Source organism: Pseudomonas cichorii (assembly GCF_018343775.1).
GTDB lineage: Bacteria > Pseudomonadota > Gammaproteobacteria > Pseudomonadales > Pseudomonadaceae > Aquipseudomonas > Aquipseudomonas cichorii.
In genome coordinates, this window is record NZ_CP074349.1 from 4,718,758 (window position 1) to 4,737,284 (window position 18,527).

Consider the following 18,527-nt stretch of genomic DNA (forward strand, 5'->3'; position numbering starts at 1 on the left):
TTCACGAAGCTCAACCCGCGCTATTGATTGGCGCGTTGTTCAATATGCTTCCAGTCGACAATCTCGCCCTCTGGGGTATAACCGGCGACCAGTTCGCCGAGCATTTGCCTGACGCGGGGATAGTCGTCCGAGGACACCGCATCCAGAAGCAACGCCAGCTTGTCCTTGAGAACCTCCCACGGCAGGAAGTCTTCGTCAGCGCTCATGATCATGGGGTGACGGGTTGGCACCACGTTATCGCCGATCAACAGCTCCTCATAGAGTTTTTCCCCAGGACGCAGGCCTGTGAACTCGATGGCGATATCGCCATGGGGATTGCGTTCGGAACGCATGCTCAGACCCGACAGATTGATCATGCGCTCTGCCAGTTCGACGATCTTGACCGGTGCGCCCATATCGAGCACGAAGACATCGCCGCCCTGCCCCATGGAACCCGCCTGAATCACCAGTTGAGCCGCCTCGGGGATAGTCATGAAGTAACGGGTGATATTCGGGTGTGTCACCGTCAGCGGGCCACCGCTCTTGATCTGCTTGTGGAACAGCGGAATCACCGAGCCGGAAGACCCCAGCACATTGCCGAAGCGCACCATCGTAAAGCGTGTCTTGTTGACGTGAGCAACCTTGTTGCTGCCACTGAACAGGACCGGTGCAACCTCGCGACTGAGCGCCTGCAGGATCATTTCCGCAAGTCGCTTGGTACTGCCCATGACGTTGGTGGGACGAACCGCCTTGTCAGTGGAGATCAATACGAAATTGGCCACGCCAACCTGAACCGCAGCCTGAGCGGTGTGCAAGGTTCCCATGACATTGTTCAGCACACCTTCGGCACTGTTGTGTTCGACGATCGGCACATGCTTGTAGGCGGCAGCGTGATAGACCGTCTCGACCTTCCAGGTCCGCATCAGATCGACCATCTTCTCGAAGTAGCGCACTGACCCGAGAATGGGCAGGACTTCAACCTCCAGTGCCTCTTGCTGAACCTGCTTTTCCAACTCGCCGAAAATGCTGTAGAGGTTGAACTCGCTGTGCTCGACCAGCAGCAGCCGGGAGGGCTTGAGCATCAGGATCTGACGGCACAGCTCGGAGCCGATCGAACCGCCTGCGCCGGTGACCATCACGACCTTGCCGGTAATGCAGTGCTCCAACAGGTCATCCTGAGCCGATACCGAATCGCGACCCAGCAAGTCGGCGATGCCCACTTCCTGGATGTCATCGACCTTGACCCTGCCGCTGGCCAGATCCATGAAGCCGGGAACGCTGCGCACATGCAGCGGATAGCCTTCCAGGTACTCGAGGATCTCGCGACGACGCGCACGGGTCGCTGACGGAATAGCCAGCAGAATCTCCTGGGCACCGGTGGCATCGATCATTTGCTGAATATGCCGGGGTTTGTAAACCACCAGCCCGGCGATGGTGCGCTTGGTCACGCTGCTGTCATCATCGATGAAAGCCACCGGACGCATCATGCGCCCCAGACGCAAGGCTGCGACCAGTTGATTGCCCGCTGCGCCAGCACCGTAGATGGCGACTTTGGGCAATCCGTTGTCTCGTGACGTAAAGGGTACATGCTGGGAAGCCATGAACCAGTCACCCAGAAAGTACTGGCGCATGATCAGGCGCAAGCCGCCGATCATGATCAGGCTCAACCACCAGTAATTGAAAATGACCGAACGCGGGACCACCACTTCATGGTCGCCATACCAATACACCACAAGCGATACCAGCAACGCAGACAGGCTGACGGCCTTGATGATGGTGATCAGCGCATCGTTGCCGAAAAAGCGCATGACGGCGCGGTACATGCCAAAGCGGATGAAGATGGGGATGGTCAACACCGGCGCTGCGGCGAACAACCAGAGGTGATCGAAGAGGGAGGAGAAGGTCGCGTCAAACCCCAGCCGCACGACAAAAGCGAGCAGCAAGGCGCCCCAGACCAGCACAATGTCGGCGCCGACCTGCACGATTCGCTTGTTCTTGCGCGAAAGACCCAGCATTCGCGAGCGTAATTTCATCATCATCCCTCTACCTCCACCTGACTCCATGTCGCAATGTGCGGACTTCATGGTGTGCGGCGTCGTTGAAAACCATTTATCGCAATTTGGCTACAAGGCGCTTTGCCTGCTACCGCACTGAATTTGAATACTACTCCCCGACAAAAGCCGGTACAGGGCTATTTGCCTTGATGTTCCTGATAGTGACGGGCGACCGCCGACAAGGCCTGATCAACGCTTGTCACAGGCGTCCAGCCCAGTAACGAGCGCGTTTTCTCGATATCGACCTGCAAGAAACCGCAAAGACGCTGGGACAACGCACGCTTGCCCAGCGATCTGGCGGCCAGCACGAGCAAGGCAGACGGTATGGGCAGCAGACGCGCCGACTTGCCGAGTGCACTGGCCATGCGCTTGAGCAGCATGGTCGTCGACAGGTCCTCGCCATCGCTGACCAGGAATGTCTGGTTGGCAGCGGCCGGATGCGATGTGCAGGTAACGATCAGATCGACCAGATTGTCGAGGGCGACCAGGCTGCGTCGATTGTCGATGGCTCCGAAAGGCAACGGAACGCCTTTGTCCAGCCAGCGCATCATCGACAGAAAGTTGGCCTTCACTCCAGGACCGTAGACCAGCACCGGCCGGATGATCACCACCTCCAGCCCCGTCTGCTCGGCCAGAGCCCGCAATCCCTGTTCGGCTTCCATCTTGGAGATCCCGTACGGATCGATCGGAGCAGGCGTATCGTCAGCCCGGTAAGGCTGGCCAGGCAAGGTGCCCTCACCGTTGACCTTGATGGAGCTGATGAAGACAAAACGGCGTACGCCTGCCTCTGCCGCCTGACGCGCAAGATTCAATGTCCCTTCAACATTGACCTTGCGAAATGCTGCCAGCGGATCGGCTTCGGTGTCGTTCATGACATGCACGCGGGCTGCAGCATGGATCACCACCTGCACGTCCCGGAGACTGTCCTGCCACTGCGTCTGTCCATCCAGGCTGGAAACCTGGCAAAGCGTGGCACGCGGATCGACCTGTGCCGAAGAATCGCGTACGGCGGCAGTCACTTTATCGCCTCGCGTGAGCAGACTGGCGAGCAGTGCCTTACCGACAAAACCGGTTGCACCTGTCAGTAACACAGAAGAGGAACTCATGACTGACTCACTTTGCGAAGGGTAGCTTGACGAAAAAGGGTTTCCAGACGCATCAGAAGGTTGCCCTTGGCGTAGTGCTGCTCATAATAGTTGCGCCCTGCACGGCCCATGCTTTCGCGCTGGGTCTGACCGGCATCTGCAAGTGCTCGGGTAATCGCTGCCAGCCCCTGGGCATCACCGGAATCACAGGCGAAACCGGCACCTGACTCGTTGATCACCCGTGCAGCTTCACCATTGATCATTCCCAGTATGGGTCTTCCTGACGCCAGGTATGCCTGAACCTTCCCCGGAATGGTCTTTTCAAACACATCATTGGTTTTCAGCGACACCAGCAAGGCATCGGCCTGGGCAAACAGCCCTGGCATGGCTTCCAGTGGATGACGTCCCAGAAGGTGCACATTGTCCAGTTGTCTGCTCGCAATCTGCTCGGCAATCCACTCGCTCATGCGGCCATCCCCGACAATGACCCAGCGCACGACATTACTGGCCCGTAGCGACTCGGCAGCATCCAGTACGGCAGGGAAATCCTGAGCCTCGCCCAGATTGCCGGCAAAGACGACCGTGAATACATTCGGGTCCGGCTTGATCAAATCACACAATGGCGGCGATGAAGATGAAAAATCGTCTTCGGCCCAGCTTGGAAAGTAAACCAGGCGATCATCGGTAATCGGTCGGGTGCAGTAGCGCCTGACATTGTCCAGAAAGCCATGGGATTGCAGCAACAGATAATCGGTGCGGTTGTAGATCCACGAAACGACCTTGCCGATCAACCCCAGCAGCAAAGGCTGCTTGAGCACACCGACTGCACGCAGGGTTTCGGGCCACAGATCCAGCACCCATACAAACACCGGCGCACGCTTCAACCGCCCAATCACCAGCGCCGGAATGGCGGCCATGACAGGCGAGACGGCATACACGAAGATCGTATCGAACTTGCGCCCACGCAGCTTGAAAGCACCCAGCGTCGAAGCGCTGATGAAGAACGACAGGTAGTTGAGCACCAGAGTCAGACTCCGCTTGCCACGCGGGACAAGCGGCACCCTGATGACTTCGGCACCGCAATACTGACTGAATCCTTCAGGCTTCTCGCGGTAGCTTTCAAATACCTTGCCTTCAGGGTAATTCGGCAACCCCGTCAAGACGGTGACTTCATGCCCCTTTGCCGAAAGATCGCGGACCAGATCATTGATCCGCATGTTCTCCGGCCAAAAATACTGCGTTACGACAAGAACTTTTAACGCTTTTTCAGCCATTTCTACCACTCGGATCAGTAACGCTTCCAGACAACACGGTTCACGTAGTCGGTGTAACTGTGCAGGATACGCACGACCTTGTCCGAGACGTTGGGCATGCTGTAATCGCCCACCAGACGCAGACTGCGTTCGTCACCACGAGACTGACTGTCGAGAATGTTCAAGCCCTGCAGTACGCGCTCGGTTTCCAGCCCGACCATCATGGCCGCAGCTTCTTCCATGCCTTCAGGACGCTCATGAGCTTCACGCAGGTTCAGTGCAGGGAAGTTCAGGATGGAAGCTTCTTCGTTGATCGTGCCGCTGTCGGACAGTACGGCTTTCGATTCGAGCTGGAGCTTGTTGTAATCCTTGAAGCCCAGTGGCTTGAGCAGGCGCACATTGGCATGGAAAGTCACACCCATGGCGTCAACCCGCTTCTGGGTACGCGGGTGGGTGGAGACAATCACCGGCAGGTCGAACTGCTCCGCCACGGTATTGAGCACGTCCACCAGCTTGAGGAAGTTCTTGTCCGAGTCGACGTTCTCTTCACGGTGCGCACTGACGACGAAGAACTTGCCAGGCTCAAGCCCCAGACGGGTAAGAACGTCCGAATTGTCGATACCTTCACGGTAATGACCCAGCACTTCGAACATCGGGCTGCCGGTCTTGATCACGCGATCCGCAGGCAGACCTTCGCGCAACAGGTAATCCCGGGCGATGGTGCTGTAAGTAAGGTTGATGTCGGCCGTATGGTCGACGATGCGACGGTTGATTTCTTCCGGAACCCGCATATCGAAGCAACGGTTGCCCGCTTCCATGTGGAATGTCGGGATCTTGCGACGCTTGGCTGGCAACACGGCCATGCAGCTGTTGGTATCACCCAGCACCAGCAGAGCTTCAGGCTGGATTTCAGCCAGCACGCGGTCGACAGCGATGATCACGTTACCGATGGTTTCTGCACCACTGGCACCGGCGGCATTCAGGAAGTGGTCCGGCTTGCGGATGCCCAGGTCCTGAAAGAAGATTTCGTTCAGTTCGTAATCGTAGTTCTGGCCCGTGTGGACCAGAATGTGATCGCAATGCTCGTCCAGTGCAGCCATGACCCGCGACAGACGAATGATCTCCGGCCGCGTACCCACGACAGTTACAATTTTCAGCTTTTTCATTTCAATATCCTGTCAACAGCGGCTCAGGCTTCAGTACCGACGGGGCGCGCATAAGTGTCCGGGTGTTCCCGGTCAAAGATTTCATTGGCCCAGAGCATGACGATCATCTCGTCCTCACCGACATTGGTGATGTCGTGGGTCCAGCCGGGTACGGTTTCAACGATCTGCGGCTGTTCACCGGTAGTGAACAACTCATAGAACTCGCCGGAAACAATATGGCGGAAGCGGAAACAGGCCTTGCCCTTGATGACCAGAAACTTCTCGGTCTTGGAGTGGTGGTAGTGACCGCCACGGGTAATGCCCGGATGCGCAGTGAAATAGGAAAACTGCCCGGAGTCCCGGGTCTTGAGCATTTCCACGAACACGCCACGCGGATCACCATGCTTGGGCACTTCATAAGTGAAGCGGTCCGGTGGCAGGTAGCTCAGGTAAGTCGAGTACAAGGCTCGCACCAGACCCGTGCCGACCGGCTCGGTGATCATCGTCTGGCGACTGTCGCGGAACACATGCAGCTGCTCGGCCAGTTCACCCACAGAGATCGCGTATTGCGGCTCGACATTCACAAAAGGCGTACCCGCCAGCTTGCCATCCATGACGGCCAGGAAATGCCTGACCACGTCATCGATGTAGACCAGACTGATACGCGCCTGTGGATCGTTGATGCTGATCGGCAAGCCGCGGGAAACGTTGTGGCAGAACGTTGCGACAGCCGAGTTATAGTTCGGTCGCGCCCATTTACCGAAAACGTTCGGCAGGCGAAACAGGTGAACCGGCACGCCATGGCTGGCATTCAGAGCCAGGAGTGCGTCTTCGGCACCGCGCTTGCTGCTGCCATAGGCATTGTCCAGCTCGGCCTGGCTCGAAGAGGTGTACAGAATCGGCACCTGACGACCACTGCTCACGATCGCATCGCACAAGGCACGAGTCAGGTCGGTATTGCCGGTCTGGAACTCCTGCGGATCCTGCGGACGATTGACGCCCGCCAGGTGAAAGATGAAATCCACCTGTGCAACCAGCGCTGGCAGGCTGTCCAGAGAGTCGTCACGGGTAAAGCGCAGAACCTGCACGTCGGCCCGTTCCCCGAGATGGGAAACAAGATTCTGGCCAACGAAACCATTGGCGCCCGTAATCAGAACCTTCATCTTCACTCCTCCGGCGTAGCGTGCTCGCCACGCTGGATGGCGCGCATGAAGTCCAGTTTGAGCAACAGACGCTGCATACCTTCGACATCCAGGCGCTCGGTATTGTGCGAGTTGTAGTCTTCGGTGCGAGAAATCTTGGTTTCGCCCTGCTCGACGAACTTGGCGTAGTTGAGGTCGCGCAAGTCTGGCGGAATGCGGAAATAGTCACCCTTGTCTTCGGCACAGGCCATTTCTTCGCGGCTCAGCAGTGCTTCATACAGTTTTTCGCCATGGCGAGTACCGATCACCTGAATCGGGTGATCCGGCTTGCCCACCAGTGCAGTCAGCGCCTTGGCCAGGACTTCGACGGTCGCCGCCGGAGCCTTCTGTACGAACAGATCACCGTTGTTGCCATGCTCGAACGCATAGAGCACCAGGTCGACAGCGTCGCCCAGGGTCATCATGAAGCGGGTCATGTTCGGGTCGGTCAGGGTCAGCTCTTTACCGGCACGAATCTGATCGATGAACAGAGGAATCACAGATCCGCGCGAAGCCATGACGTTGCCATAGCGGGTACCGCAGATGACGGTCTTGTTATCGTCGACATTGCGCGACTTGGCGACCATGACCTTTTCCATCATCGCCTTGGAAATACCCATGGCGTTGATTGGATAGACGGCCTTGTCGGTGCTGAGGCAGACAACGCGACGAACTTCGTTCTGGATAGCCGCTTCCAGCAGGTTTTCGGTACCGATGACGTTGGTCTTGACCGCTTCCATCGGGTGGAATTCGCAGGACGGAACCTGTTTCAGGGCGGCGGCGTGGAAAATATAATCGACACCGCGCGTAGCATTGAGCACGCTCTGGTAATCACGCACATCGCCAATATAGAACTTCAGCTTGCTATTGGCATAGCGCTTGCGCATGTCGTCCTGTTTCTTCTCGTCACGACTGAAAATACGGATTTCCGCAATATCACTGTCGAGGAAGCGCTTGAGGACAGCGTTGCCAAAAGAACCGGTACCGCCAGAGATGAGAAGTTTTTTTCCGCTAAACATAATAATTCCTGAAAATGAGGCAGGCTGTCCTGGGATTAACGAGACTTCAAGGTCGAAAAAACCAATTTGTCTTACTGCTGAGCGCCGGGATAACTGATCGATAAAGCCCGATCAACGCCCTGAAAACAAAAAAGCCGCCCGCAGCAACGCCTGCTACGTCCATGCTGCGACCATCCTGTGCATATTGTCCAACGAACCGTCGTCGAGAGTCGTGAGCCAGATCCAGTGCTCGCGGCCGCTCGAAACCGACTGGTTGCGGCTTGCAAGGCAGCCGCTGTCTGTGGTCGATAAAACCGCAAATGGACTGCCATACAAAAAATCTGGGCGATTGTGCCACTTCCCTATCGAAATGCCACCTCATTCTAGACTTTACGCTGCCTGCAAGCCCCTCCTTTTCCCATACACACATTCAAGGCAGATCTACTTCAGCCTGTATTGGCTGAAAAGCAGGCTAAAGGACATCAGCATTACCTGCCCGCAGCACTGGAATGGCGCAAAACAATGAGGCTCTCGACGGACTGCAATCTATTCGTAACTCCATGCTTTATATCGGGAGATTGGATACGTTATCAAGGGCAGGAACAAAACCAGCAATGCGCTACAAATGCTGTATGAATTTTCCGAAACCCACAAAACTTCCCACTTTGCCGGCCGTAACGTCAATTGCCAGGCAGCACAGCTCTTCATCGTGCCCACACGTCAATGCGTTATGCTCCAGCATCGTCACGCAAAACCGGAACTTGCCATGACCCATGCCCGTCTACTCGCCCCTTTGAGCCTTGCCCTGCTGACCGCCTGCGCGCAAACCCCGAAAACCATCGTTTCAGTGGAAGCCCAGAGCGACTGCCCGCTGACGCTCAAGAGCGGACAAACCCTGATCCTCACTCTGCCCAGCAACCCCACCACCGGCTTTCGCTGGCAGATCCAGAATCCGGCACAAAGCGTGCTGCGCAGTCTGGGGCCTGAGGTTTATAAAAACTCGCAAAGCACGGAAATGGTGGGCAGTGGCGGGCAATCGGTATGGCGCTACAAGGCGACCGAGACTGGCACGGGGCAACTGGTGATGATCTACCAGCAACCCTGGACACCAGAAGCGGCTCCCGAACAGACTTTCGAGTGTGCAATCACCGTGAACTGAGGCGTTTTACGCGCTCTGTCAGACAGCACGCTCTGCCTCATGCATCCCGGCGACAACTTGGCTAGAATGCCCGCCTTTCAAAGCCTTCGCCGGAACCGCCGTGAGCAAAGAACCCGACCGCATTTTCGCCCAGCCATTGGCTCAGGTGCCTGACTTCGCCTTCAACGAGGATGTGGTACGGGTCTTTCCTGACATGATCAAGCGCTCGGTGCCCGGCTACCCGACGATTGTCGAGAACCTGGGTGTGCTCGCAGCACAGTTCGCCAGACCCGACACGGTGCTGTATGACCTGGGCAGCTCCCTTGGGGCCGTGACTCAAGCCCTGCGTCGGCATGTGCGCAGCGAGGGCTGCAAGGTCATCGCCGTGGACAACTCGGCAGCGATGGTCGAGCGCTGCCGTGAATACCTCAATGCGCAGAACTCGATGTTTCAGGAGTTGCTGCCGGTCGAGGTGATCGAGGGCGACATTCTGGCGTTACAGTTCCAGCCCTCTTCGGTAGTGGCCCTGAACTTCACCCTGCAATTCATTGCCCCGGAACAGCGACTCACGCTGCTAACCCGCATTCGTCAGGCGCTGGTGCCTGGCGGCGCCTTGATCCTCTCGGAAAAGCTGCGCTTCAGCGACGAGCAGGAACATGCCCTGCTGACCGACCTGCATATCGCGTTCAAGCGCGCCAATGGCTACAGCGACCTGGAAATAGCCCAGAAGCGCAGCGCCATCGAAAACGTCATGAAACCCGACAGCCTCGAAGAACACCGCCAACGTCTGTTGGCCGCCGGTTTTTCAAAGGTCGTCCCCTGGTTCCAATGCCTTAACTTTGCCTCGTTGATTGCCCTGCCATGATTGATCTCGCTCCACTTGTCCGCCGCCTTGCAGGCACGCCACTCGCTGAATGGGCCAACGGCCTGCAAGCACAACTCGACACCAAGATGGCCAAGGGGCACGGCGACCTGCAACGCTGGCAAAGTGCGCTGGATGCCCTGCCCGAACTCACGCCGGAGCGCGTTGAGCTGGCCGACAGCTTTACTCTGGAGGTCGAGTGCGACGACGAGACCCGCACTCAAGTGCGCAAGGCCTTGATGGGGCTTTCACCCTGGCGAAAGGGGCCGTTCGATGTGTTCGGCGTGCATGTCGATACCGAATGGCGCTCGGACTGGAAGTGGTCCCGCGTCTCGCCACACCTGGATCTCAAGGGTAAACGCATACTGGATGTAGGCTGCGGCAACGGCTATTACCAGTGGCGCATGCTCGGTGCTGGAGCCGAGAGCGTGATTGGTGTCGACCCCAACTGGCTGTTCTTCTGTCAGTTCCAGGCCATGCAACGCTATCTGCCGGACCTGCCGGCCTGGCATTTGCCCTTTGCTCTGGAAGACTTGCCAGCCAACCTCGAAGGCTTCGATACCGTGTTCTCCATGGGTGTGCTGTATCACCGCAAATCGCCTATCGACCACTTGCTGGCCTTGAAGGACTGCCTGGTCAAAGGCGGCGAGCTGGTCATGGAAACACTGGTGGTGCCGGGTGATGCGCAACAAGTGCTGGTCCCGGAAGACCGCTACGCACAAATGCGCAACGTATGGTTCCTGCCATCGGTCCCGGCGCTGGAGTTATGGCTGCGTCGCGCCGGATTCGTCGATGTCCGCTGCGTCGATGTCAGCACCACGACCGTTCTGGAACAACGCAGCACCGAATGGATGCGCTACCAGTCGCTGGGCGATTTTCTCGACCCCGAGGATCACAGCCGCACCATTGAAGGCCTGCCCGCACCGATGCGTGCCGTGATTGTCGGGCGCAAGCCCTGATTACCTGGCAGCCGCCACAATCAATGCCTTCATTTCGGCCACAGCAGCCTTGAAGCCCACGAACAGGGCATGTGCAACCAGCGCATGCCCGATGTTCAGTTCATTGATCCCTTTGATCGCCGCCACCGCTTCGACGTTGTGATAATGCAGGCCATGACCGGCATTGACGATCAGCCCCTGAGCCACCCCGAACGCCACACCATCGGCAATGCGCTTGAGTTCTTCTGCGACTTCAGCTGGCGTCTGAGCATCGGCATAGCGGCCAGTATGCAGCTCGATGGCCGGAGCACCGATGCGCCTGGAAGCGGCGATCTGCTGTTCGTCCGCATCGATGAACAGCGAGACTTCGCAGCCGATCTTCGACAGCCGCTCGACCGCCGCCTTGATCCGCTCTTCCTGACCGGCGACATCAAGGCCGCCTTCGGTGGTGAGTTCCTGACGGGTTTCAGGAACCAGGCATACATGGGCCGGACGAATACGCTCGGCGAAGGCGAGCATTTCTTCGGTTACGCCCATCTCGAAATTCATGCGTGTCTGCAGCACGTCCTTGAGCAGCAAGACATCGCGCTCCTGGATATGCCGACGGTCTTCACGCAAATGCACGGTGATGCCATCCGCGCCCGCCTCTTCGGCATCCAATGCGGCTTTCACCGGATCCGGATAACGTGTACCGCGAGCCTGACGCAAGGTGGCAACGTGGTCGATGTTAACGCCAAGAAGGATGCGAGTGCTTTGGGTCACGGGTGTCTCCTGAGATTTGATCGAAGCAGGCCGCAGAGCATAAAGCCTGTTCACGGCTTGCGAAACAGTTCACGGCTTACTAATGGACGTCCGCCCAGATGCACGGCCAGTGCCTGACGCATCAGGCGCTTGGCAGCAGACAGCGCACCCGGAGCGCTCCAGTCGGCCTCGGCCATGGCCAGTAGCTCAACGCCTTGAAACAGTCCGGGCTGCAGCAGATAGACCCGCTCAAGCCCTGCATCCACTTGCAGGCGATACAAACCATCGGCAGCAAGCGGCTCGCCATTGATATCCACGTCCAGCGCAAAGCCATAGCCCAGATCGTCCAGCAGTCGCCATTCGAATGAACGCAACAGAGGCTCAAGAGGACGACCTTGCGCCAAGGCTGTCAGGGTCGCGGCATAGTGGTCGAAAACGGCGGGATGAGGATCTTCCGATGGCAACAGGCGAATCAGCAGTTCGTTGAGGTACATCCCACTGAACAAGGCCTCGCCGGACAACCAGATGGCTACGCCGGCACCTTCCATGCGCCCGACATTCTTGAGTTCGCCACGTCCGCGAAACTCGGCCTCAAGAGGTACGAAAGGACGAGCCAGCGTACCGGCCTTGCCACGAGCATTACGCAGCACGGCGCGTAAACGGCCTTGAGGCGTGAGGAAGTCGACCAGAGCGCTGTTTTCGCGATAGGCCCGGCTGTGAAGCACATAAGCAGGTTGGCCGGTTGGCGCGCTCATCGGGGTGGCTCGCAAGAAAGGAGATTCACCCGGTCACATTCATGACCGGGTGACAGGGCACTTACAGGTCGCCGTAGCCCAATGAACGCAAGGCGCGCTCATCATCGGACCAGCCGCCTTTGACCTTGACCCACAGGTTGAGCATGACCTTGGAATCGAACAGCAGCTCCATGTCGCGACGGGCATCGCTGCCGATGCGCTTGATCCGCTCACCCTTGTCGCCAATGATGATTTTCTTCTGGCCATCACGCTCCACAAGAATCAGGGCATGGATATGCAAGGTACGTCCCTGCTGCTTGAACTCTTCGATTTCGACGGTGATCTGGTACGGAAGCTCGGCACCCAGCTGGCGCATGATTTTCTCGCGAACCAGTTCGGCAGCCAGGAAGCGACTGCTGCGGTCGGTGATCTGGTCTTCCGGGAAGAAGTGATCGTTTTCCGGCAGGTGGGAAGCGATCAGGCCTTCCAGAGCATCGAGGTTATGCCCGTGCTGCGCGGAAATCGGCACGATGGACGCATTGGGCAACTGGCCTTGCAGCCATTCCAGATGCGGCATCAGATCGCCCTTGTCCTCGATACGATCAGTCTTGTTGATCGCCAGGATGACAGGGCCCTGCACGTACTGGACACGCTCGAGCACCATCTGGTCTTCGTCGGTCCAGCGGGTACGGTCAACCACGAAAATCACGACATCGACGTCTTTCAACGCAGCCGAAGCGGTCTTGTTCATGTAGCGGTTGAGGGCTTTTTCGCTGTTCTTGTGCATACCGGGGGTATCGACATAGATCGCCTGCACGGCGCCTTCGGTCTTGATACCCAGCATGTTGTGACGAGTAGTCTGAGGCTTGCGCGAGGTGATCGCCAGCTTCTGGCCAAGAATGTGGTTGAGCAGCGTGGACTTGCCTACGTTGGGGCGGCCGACGATGGCAACATAGCCACAGCGAGTTGCAGTTGTATCAGTCATGACCGTTCTCCACGCCCAGGGCAATGAGTGCTGCGGCCGCGGCTACCTGTTCGGCAATGCGACGGCTGACACCCTGACCTCGACTCTTTTCATTCAGTAAGGTGATCTCGCATTCGACGAAAAACGTCCGGCAATGCGGTTCGCCCTGGATATCCACCACTTCGTAACGCGGCAATTCACAGGCACGGGACTGAAGGAATTCCTGCAGTCGGGTTTTCGGGTCCTTGTTGGTATCGACCAGTGTCAGGCTGTCGAACTCGTTGGTCAGCCATGCCAGGACACGCTCACGCGCAACTTCCATGCCCGAATCGAGATAGATGGCACCGATCAACGCCTCAAGGGCATCGGCCAGGATCGACTCGCGACGGAAACCGCCGCTCTTCAATTCGCCGGAGCCCAGACGCAGATATTCGCCCAGATCGAAACCACGGGCCAGCAATGCCAGGGTTTCCCCTTTCACCAGACGTGCGCGCAAACGCGACAACTGGCCTTCGCGGGCCTGGGGAAAGCGCTCGAACAGTGCTTCACCGGCTACGAAGTTGAGGATCGCATCACCGAGAAACTCCAGACGCTCATTATTGCGGCCAGCAAAACTGCGGTGGGTCAGGGCCAGGATCATCAGTTCCTGATCCTTGAAGGTATAGCCGAGCTGACGCTCCAGGCGGCTCAAGGATACGCTCACAGTTTACCCACGCTGAATTGCTGATCGAACTTCATCACCAGATCGATATTCTGGATCAACGGCTCACGCTGTTCATAGTTCAAATGGGCGCTGAACTTGCCGTTCTGCACCGTCACCTTTAAAGCCTTGTTCAAATCCACATCCCGAATATTGTTGACCTGCATGTTTTTACCGACATAACTGTAAAAATCGTCGACCGTGGTGATTTCCAGGGCCTGATTGCTCTCGACCGACTCGATGATCTTCTTCATCGACATGTAGTCAAGATAGTGCGGGATCAGCTTGAAAGCCGTGCTCGTCACAAATGCGACAAGCGCCAGCGCAATCAGCCACCCCACGAACGACAAACCTTTCTGAGAAGCGGAAAACGTCATGTTTCGACCTCGACCCCAAGGATAGCCCGTTCACGCAACCGACATGACTTGTCGATCAGAAACGTTTCGGGCCAGCCCAAATGAGATACGGCGCTGCTCTAGCAGCGCCGCATTGATTACTTGATCAGTCCGACCCGTGAAAAGTTAGGGAAGTGACTGAGCTTGGGCTCCGGCCAGCTCATCCAGACAGCAAACGCCTTGCCGACGATGTTCTTGTCAGGAACCATGCCCAGTTCGTTCTTGGGAATGTTCGGATCGTCCCAGTAACGGCTGTCATTGGAGTTGTCGCGGTTGTCGCCCATCATGAAGTAATGCGCAGCCGGCACGGTCCACTCGCTGTCAGGCGGCGCACGGTAGCGGCTCATTTCCTGACGGATCTGGTGCTCGACATCGCCCAGCAGCTCTTCATAAAGCTCGGCACTGCCCAGAGTGCCCGGCTCGCTACCGATCAGCTTCTTGGCAACCAGCTCACCATTGACGAACAGACGCTTGTCGCTGGTGTAGCGGATATGGTCACCCGGCAGGCCCACTACACGCTTGATGTAGTTGACGCTCGGGTCGCTGGGGTAGCGAAACACCATGACGTCGCCACGCTTCGGGTCGCCGATCTGGATCACTTTCTGATCCAGCACCGGCAGACGGATGCCGTAGGAGAACTTGTTGACCAGGATGAAATCACCCACCTCCAGTGTCGGTTTCATGGAGCCCGAAGGAATCTGGAAGGGTTCGACCAGAAATGAACGGAGCACCAGCACGAGAAACAGCACCGGAAAGAACGATTTGCCGTATTCGACCAGCAAAGGCTCTTTGTTCAATTGCTCAACAACCGCGATGTCCGGCTGACTGACACTGCCCTGATAGGTCGAGATGGCAGCCCGGCGACGAGGCGCCAGGAAAACCAGATCGATCAGTGCGAGCACGCCACAGACAAAGACTGCGATGACCAACAACAGCGGGAAATTTAGTGACATAGGACCTGACTATTCCAACCTGAGCACTGCAAGGAAAGCTTCCTGTGGGATCTCCACGTTGCCGACCTGCTTCATGCGTTTCTTACCGGCCTTTTGCTTCTCCAGCAACTTGCGCTTACGGCTTACGTCGCCGCCATAACATTTGGCCAGTACGTTCTTTCTAAGTGCCTTGACGGTTGTACGCGCCACAATCTGACCACCAATGGCGGCCTGGATTGCCACATCGAACATCTGCCGCGGAATCAGCTCTTTCATTTTCTCGGTCAACGCACGCCCTTTGTAGTGCGCGTTGTCACGATGCACGATCAACGCCAGGGCGTCGACCTTCTCGCCGTTGATCAACACATCGAGTTTCACCAGATTGGCTGACTGGTAACGATCGAAATGATAATCCAGCGAAGCATAACCACGGCTGACAGACTTGAGACGATCGAAGAAGTCCAGGACCACTTCGTTCATCGGCAGGTCATAGCTCACCTGAACCTGGGTACCCAGGAACAACATGTCGTGCTGAACGCCACGCTTCTCGATGCACAGCGTAATGACGTTACCCAGGTGCTCCTGAGGCACAAGAATATTGGCCCGCACGATCGGCTCGCGCATGTCCTCGATAGCGGACAGGTCAGGAAGCTTGGACGGGTTGTCGACGTAAATCGTTTCACCGTTCTTGAGCAACAGCTCGAAAATTACCGTTGGCGCAGTGGTAATCAGGTCCAGATCGTATTCACGCTCCAGACGCTCCTGGATGATCTCCATGTGGAGCATGCCCAGGAAGCCACAGCGGAAGCCGAAGCCCAGGGCATCGGAGCTTTCCGGCAGGTATTGCAGCGAAGAGTCGTTGAGCGTCAGCTTTTGCAGCGCTTCACGGAAATCTTCGAAATCGTCCGAACTGACCGGGAACAGGCCGGCATAGACCTGAGGCTGAATGCGCTTGAAGCCTGGCAGCACATCGACATCGGGAGTGGAGCTCAGGGTCAGGGTGTCACCGACCGGAGCACCATGAATGTCCTTGATACCCGCGATGATGAAGCCTACTTCACCGGCCTTGAGGTCAACGGTCGCAGTGTGCTTGGGGTTGAACACACCCACGCTGTCGACCAGATGCACCTTGCCGGTGGATTTGACGAGGATCTTGTCGCCTTTCTTGACACGGCCATGGCGAACACGCACCAGGGAAACAACGCCCAGGTAGTTATCGAACCACGAGTCGATGATCAACGCCTGCAGCGGATCTTCGATATTGCCTTCGGGTGCTGGAATGGTCGCAACCAGGCGCTCCAGCACTTCGTCGACACCCATGCCGCTCTTGGCGCTGCATGCCACTGCATCGGTGGCGTCGATGCCGATGATCTTCTCGATCTCTTCCTTGACGCGGTCGGGATCGGCCTGCGGCAAGTCCATCTTGTTCAGTACCGGCATGACCTCAAGGCCCTGCTCGATAGCGGTGTAGCAGTTGGCAACCGACTGTGCCTCCACGCCCTGACCGGCATCGACAACCAGCAGCGCGCCTTCACAGGCTGCCAGGGAACGGCTGACTTCATAGGTGAAGTCCACGTGGCCCGGGGTGTCAATGAAGTTCAGCTGGTAGGTCTTACCGTCTTTGGCCTTGTAGTACAGGGTTACGCTGTGGGCCTTGATGGTGATCCCGCGCTCGCGCTCAAGATCCATGGAGTCGAGGACCTGCGCTTCCATTTCGCGCTCGGACAGGCCACCGCACATTTGAATGAAGCGGTCGGCCAGCGTCGACTTGCCATGGTCAATGTGGGCGATGATGGAGAAATTGCGGATATGACTCAAATCACTCACGGATCAACACTCAAAAAGGTTGCAGGCAGATTGCCCGCCGAAAAATAGCCGGGAATTGTACCTGAAGGAAGCAAGAGGCGTCACGCCCAGAGGGATACAGAACAATACCCATCCGGCAGACACCCACAAAAAAGGGCGGTATCGACCGCCCTTTTTCGTCAAACCTGCCGATTACTCAGCCAGTTTGAAGGTAATGAAACTTGCCCGCCCCTGACGCAGAACGCGCATGGAGACGGAACGATCCTTCGGAAGGCTCTTGGCGACTTCGGTGAATTGCTTCGCCGAAACGATGGCCTGATTGTTCAGGTGAGTGATGACATCACCCGCCTGCAGACCGATCAGTGCTGCCGGACCACCCTGCACTTCCTTGATGACCACGCCACCCTTGAGGTCGAAGCTCTTCTTCTGCTCGGCAGTCAGCTCGATCACCGAAACACCCAGGCGATTGCTGCTGCGCTCGGCTCCCGGGCCTGTAGCACCCATTTCCTGACCTTCGTCCGGCAGGGCGCCGACGGTGACGGTCAGATTCTGACGCTTGCCATCACGGATCACTTCAAGCTCGGCCTTGCTGCCATCCTTGAGATTGCCGATCAGGTGCGGAAGGTCTGCGGACATGACAATCGGCTGACCGTTGGCGCTGAGGATCACATCACCGACCTGCAGGCCACCTTTTGCTGCCGGGCCATCTTCAAGCACCTGCGCAACCAGGGCGCCAGCAGGCTTGTCGAGACCGAAGGATTCGGCCAGGTCCTTGTTGACCTCCTGGATCACTACACCCAGCCAGCCACGATTGACCTTGCCGCTGGCCTTGAGCTGATTGGCGACATCAATGGCCACATCGATAGGGATCGCGAACGACAGGCCCATGAACCCGCCGGAGCGGGTGAAGATCTGCGAGTTGATACCCACGACTTCACCGGCCATGTTGAACAGCGGACCACCCGAGTTACCCGGGTTGATCGCCACGTCGGTCTGGATGAACGGCACATAAGTATCGTTCGGCAGACTACGCCCCTTGGCGCTGACGATGCCTTTGGTCACCGAATGATCAAAGCCGAACGGCGAACCGATGGCCAGCACCCACTCACCCACTTTCAGCTTGTTGGAGTTACCCAACTTGGCGGTAGGCAGGTTCTTGCCATCGATCTTCAGGACAGCAACGTCGGTACGCGGATCGGTGCCGACCAGCTTGGCCTTCAATTCACTGCGATCGGAAAGGCGAACGATGATTTCATCGGCGCCATCGATCACATGGTTGTTGGTCAGGACATAGCCATCACCGGAAATGATGAAGCCCGAACCCAGGGACTGGGCTTCGCGCTGGCGATCCCCCTTCCCGGGAGCACGAGATCCAGGTGGCATGCTGCGTTCGAGAAACTCTCGCAACATGGGCGGCAGGCCTTCCATATCAGGAATCTGACCGGCGACCGCACGATCAGGCATTTTTTGACGGGTGCTGATATTCACTACCGCAGGCGAAGCCTGTTCAACCAGTCCGGTGAAATCCGGCAAGTCCTCGGCCTGAGCCACAGCGACCTGGCCGAGCATCATCACGGCGGCAATCAGCGAAACATAAGATTTCAAACGTGGTATCGACATAC

The 18,527-nt window shown here is 57.4% G+C and carries 17 protein-coding genes; 3 read left to right on the plus strand and 14 right to left on the minus strand.

Annotated features, from left to right (window positions below; translation table 11 throughout):
* Nucleotides 1-20: 20 nt before the first annotated feature.
* The 6 genes from KGD89_RS20095 to KGD89_RS20120 form a co-directional block, all read right to left on the minus strand.
* Nucleotides 21-2,015 (minus strand): polysaccharide biosynthesis protein, encoded by a 1,995-nt coding sequence (locus KGD89_RS20095; protein WP_025261560.1) that lies wholly within the window; start codon nucleotides 2,013-2,015, stop codon nucleotides 21-23.
* Nucleotides 2,016-2,170: 155 nt separating this feature from the next.
* Entirely contained in the window at nucleotides 2,171-3,139 is a 969-nt protein-coding gene (locus KGD89_RS20100) for a UDP-glucose 4-epimerase family protein (protein WP_025261561.1), read from the minus strand.
* Nucleotides 3,136-4,392, minus strand: a complete 1,257-nt coding sequence (locus KGD89_RS20105) for a glycosyltransferase family 4 protein (protein ID WP_025261562.1) — start codon at nucleotides 4,390-4,392, stop codon at nucleotides 3,136-3,138. The genes KGD89_RS20100 and KGD89_RS20105 overlap by 4 nt, the downstream gene beginning before the upstream one ends.
* A 14-nt stretch (nucleotides 4,393-4,406) precedes the next feature.
* Complete coding sequence (wecB, locus tag KGD89_RS20110; protein ID WP_025261563.1) at nucleotides 4,407-5,537, minus strand: non-hydrolyzing UDP-N-acetylglucosamine 2-epimerase; 1,131 nt, start codon at nucleotides 5,535-5,537, stop codon at nucleotides 4,407-4,409.
* A gap of 23 nt (nucleotides 5,538-5,560) precedes the next feature.
* Nucleotides 5,561-6,679 carry a UDP-2-acetamido-2,6-beta-L-arabino-hexul-4-ose reductase gene (wbjC, locus tag KGD89_RS20115; protein WP_025261564.1) on the minus strand — a complete coding sequence of 373 codons (1,119 nt, stop codon included), beginning with the start codon at nucleotides 6,677-6,679 and terminating at the stop codon, nucleotides 5,561-5,563.
* Between the two features lie 2 nt (nucleotides 6,680-6,681).
* A complete protein-coding gene (locus tag KGD89_RS20120) occupies nucleotides 6,682-7,716 on the minus strand; it encodes a polysaccharide biosynthesis protein (RefSeq protein ID WP_025261565.1) in 1,035 nt (344 codons plus the stop codon).
* Between the two features lie 745 nt (nucleotides 7,717-8,461).
* Between KGD89_RS20120 and KGD89_RS20125 the strand changes: the two genes are divergently transcribed.
* The 3 genes from KGD89_RS20125 (at nucleotide 8,462) to cmoB (ending at nucleotide 10,654) form a co-directional block, all read left to right on the plus strand.
* On the plus strand, nucleotides 8,462-8,854 hold the full coding sequence (locus KGD89_RS20125) for a protease inhibitor I42 family protein (RefSeq protein ID WP_025261566.1): 393 nt from the start codon (nucleotides 8,462-8,464) through the stop codon (nucleotides 8,852-8,854).
* Nucleotides 8,855-8,954: 100 nt separating this feature from the next.
* Nucleotides 8,955-9,698 (plus strand): carboxy-S-adenosyl-L-methionine synthase CmoA, encoded by a 744-nt coding sequence (cmoA, locus tag KGD89_RS20130; RefSeq protein ID WP_025261567.1) that lies wholly within the window; start codon nucleotides 8,955-8,957, stop codon nucleotides 9,696-9,698.
* The gene (cmoB, locus tag KGD89_RS20135; protein WP_025261568.1) at nucleotides 9,695-10,654 is read left to right on the plus strand and encodes a tRNA 5-methoxyuridine(34)/uridine 5-oxyacetic acid(34) synthase CmoB; all 960 of its coding nucleotides are present in this window, start codon (nucleotides 9,695-9,697) and stop codon (nucleotides 10,652-10,654) included. The genes cmoA and cmoB overlap by 4 nt, the downstream gene beginning before the upstream one ends.
* Here the strand turns inward: cmoB and pdxJ are convergent, their stop codons facing one another.
* The 8 genes from pdxJ to KGD89_RS20175 all read right to left on the minus strand — a co-directional run bounded on the left by pdxJ (nucleotide 10,655) and on the right by KGD89_RS20175 (nucleotide 18,477).
* Nucleotides 10,655-11,395: a pyridoxine 5'-phosphate synthase gene (pdxJ, locus tag KGD89_RS20140; RefSeq protein ID WP_025261569.1), complete on the minus strand. Its 741-nt coding sequence runs from the start codon at nucleotides 11,393-11,395 to the stop codon at nucleotides 10,655-10,657.
* Between the two features lie 50 nt (nucleotides 11,396-11,445).
* On the minus strand, nucleotides 11,446-12,129 hold the full coding sequence (gene recO, locus KGD89_RS20145; protein WP_025261570.1) for a DNA repair protein RecO: 684 nt from the start codon (nucleotides 12,127-12,129) through the stop codon (nucleotides 11,446-11,448).
* Between the two features lie 61 nt (nucleotides 12,130-12,190).
* Nucleotides 12,191-13,093, minus strand: coding sequence for a GTPase Era (gene era, locus KGD89_RS20150; RefSeq protein WP_025261571.1), 903 nt, complete (start codon nucleotides 13,091-13,093; stop codon nucleotides 12,191-12,193).
* Entirely contained in the window at nucleotides 13,086-13,775 is a 690-nt protein-coding gene (rnc, locus tag KGD89_RS20155; protein WP_025261572.1) for a ribonuclease III, read from the minus strand. Before rnc ends, era begins: the two co-directional genes overlap by 8 nt.
* Entirely contained in the window at nucleotides 13,772-14,149 is a 378-nt protein-coding gene (locus KGD89_RS20160) for a DUF4845 domain-containing protein (RefSeq protein ID WP_025261573.1), read from the minus strand. The genes rnc and KGD89_RS20160 overlap by 4 nt, the downstream gene beginning before the upstream one ends.
* A gap of 116 nt (nucleotides 14,150-14,265) precedes the next feature.
* Nucleotides 14,266-15,120: a signal peptidase I gene (lepB, locus tag KGD89_RS20165; protein WP_025261574.1), complete on the minus strand. Its 855-nt coding sequence runs from the start codon at nucleotides 15,118-15,120 to the stop codon at nucleotides 14,266-14,268.
* 9 nt (nucleotides 15,121-15,129) lie between these two features.
* Nucleotides 15,130-16,926: a translation elongation factor 4 gene (gene lepA, locus KGD89_RS20170; protein WP_025261575.1), complete on the minus strand. Its 1,797-nt coding sequence runs from the start codon at nucleotides 16,924-16,926 to the stop codon at nucleotides 15,130-15,132.
* 171 nt (nucleotides 16,927-17,097) lie between these two features.
* The gene (locus KGD89_RS20175) at nucleotides 17,098-18,477 is read right to left on the minus strand and encodes a DegQ family serine endoprotease (protein WP_236250079.1); all 1,380 of its coding nucleotides are present in this window, start codon (nucleotides 18,475-18,477) and stop codon (nucleotides 17,098-17,100) included.
* Nucleotides 18,478-18,527: the final 50 nt, after the last annotated feature.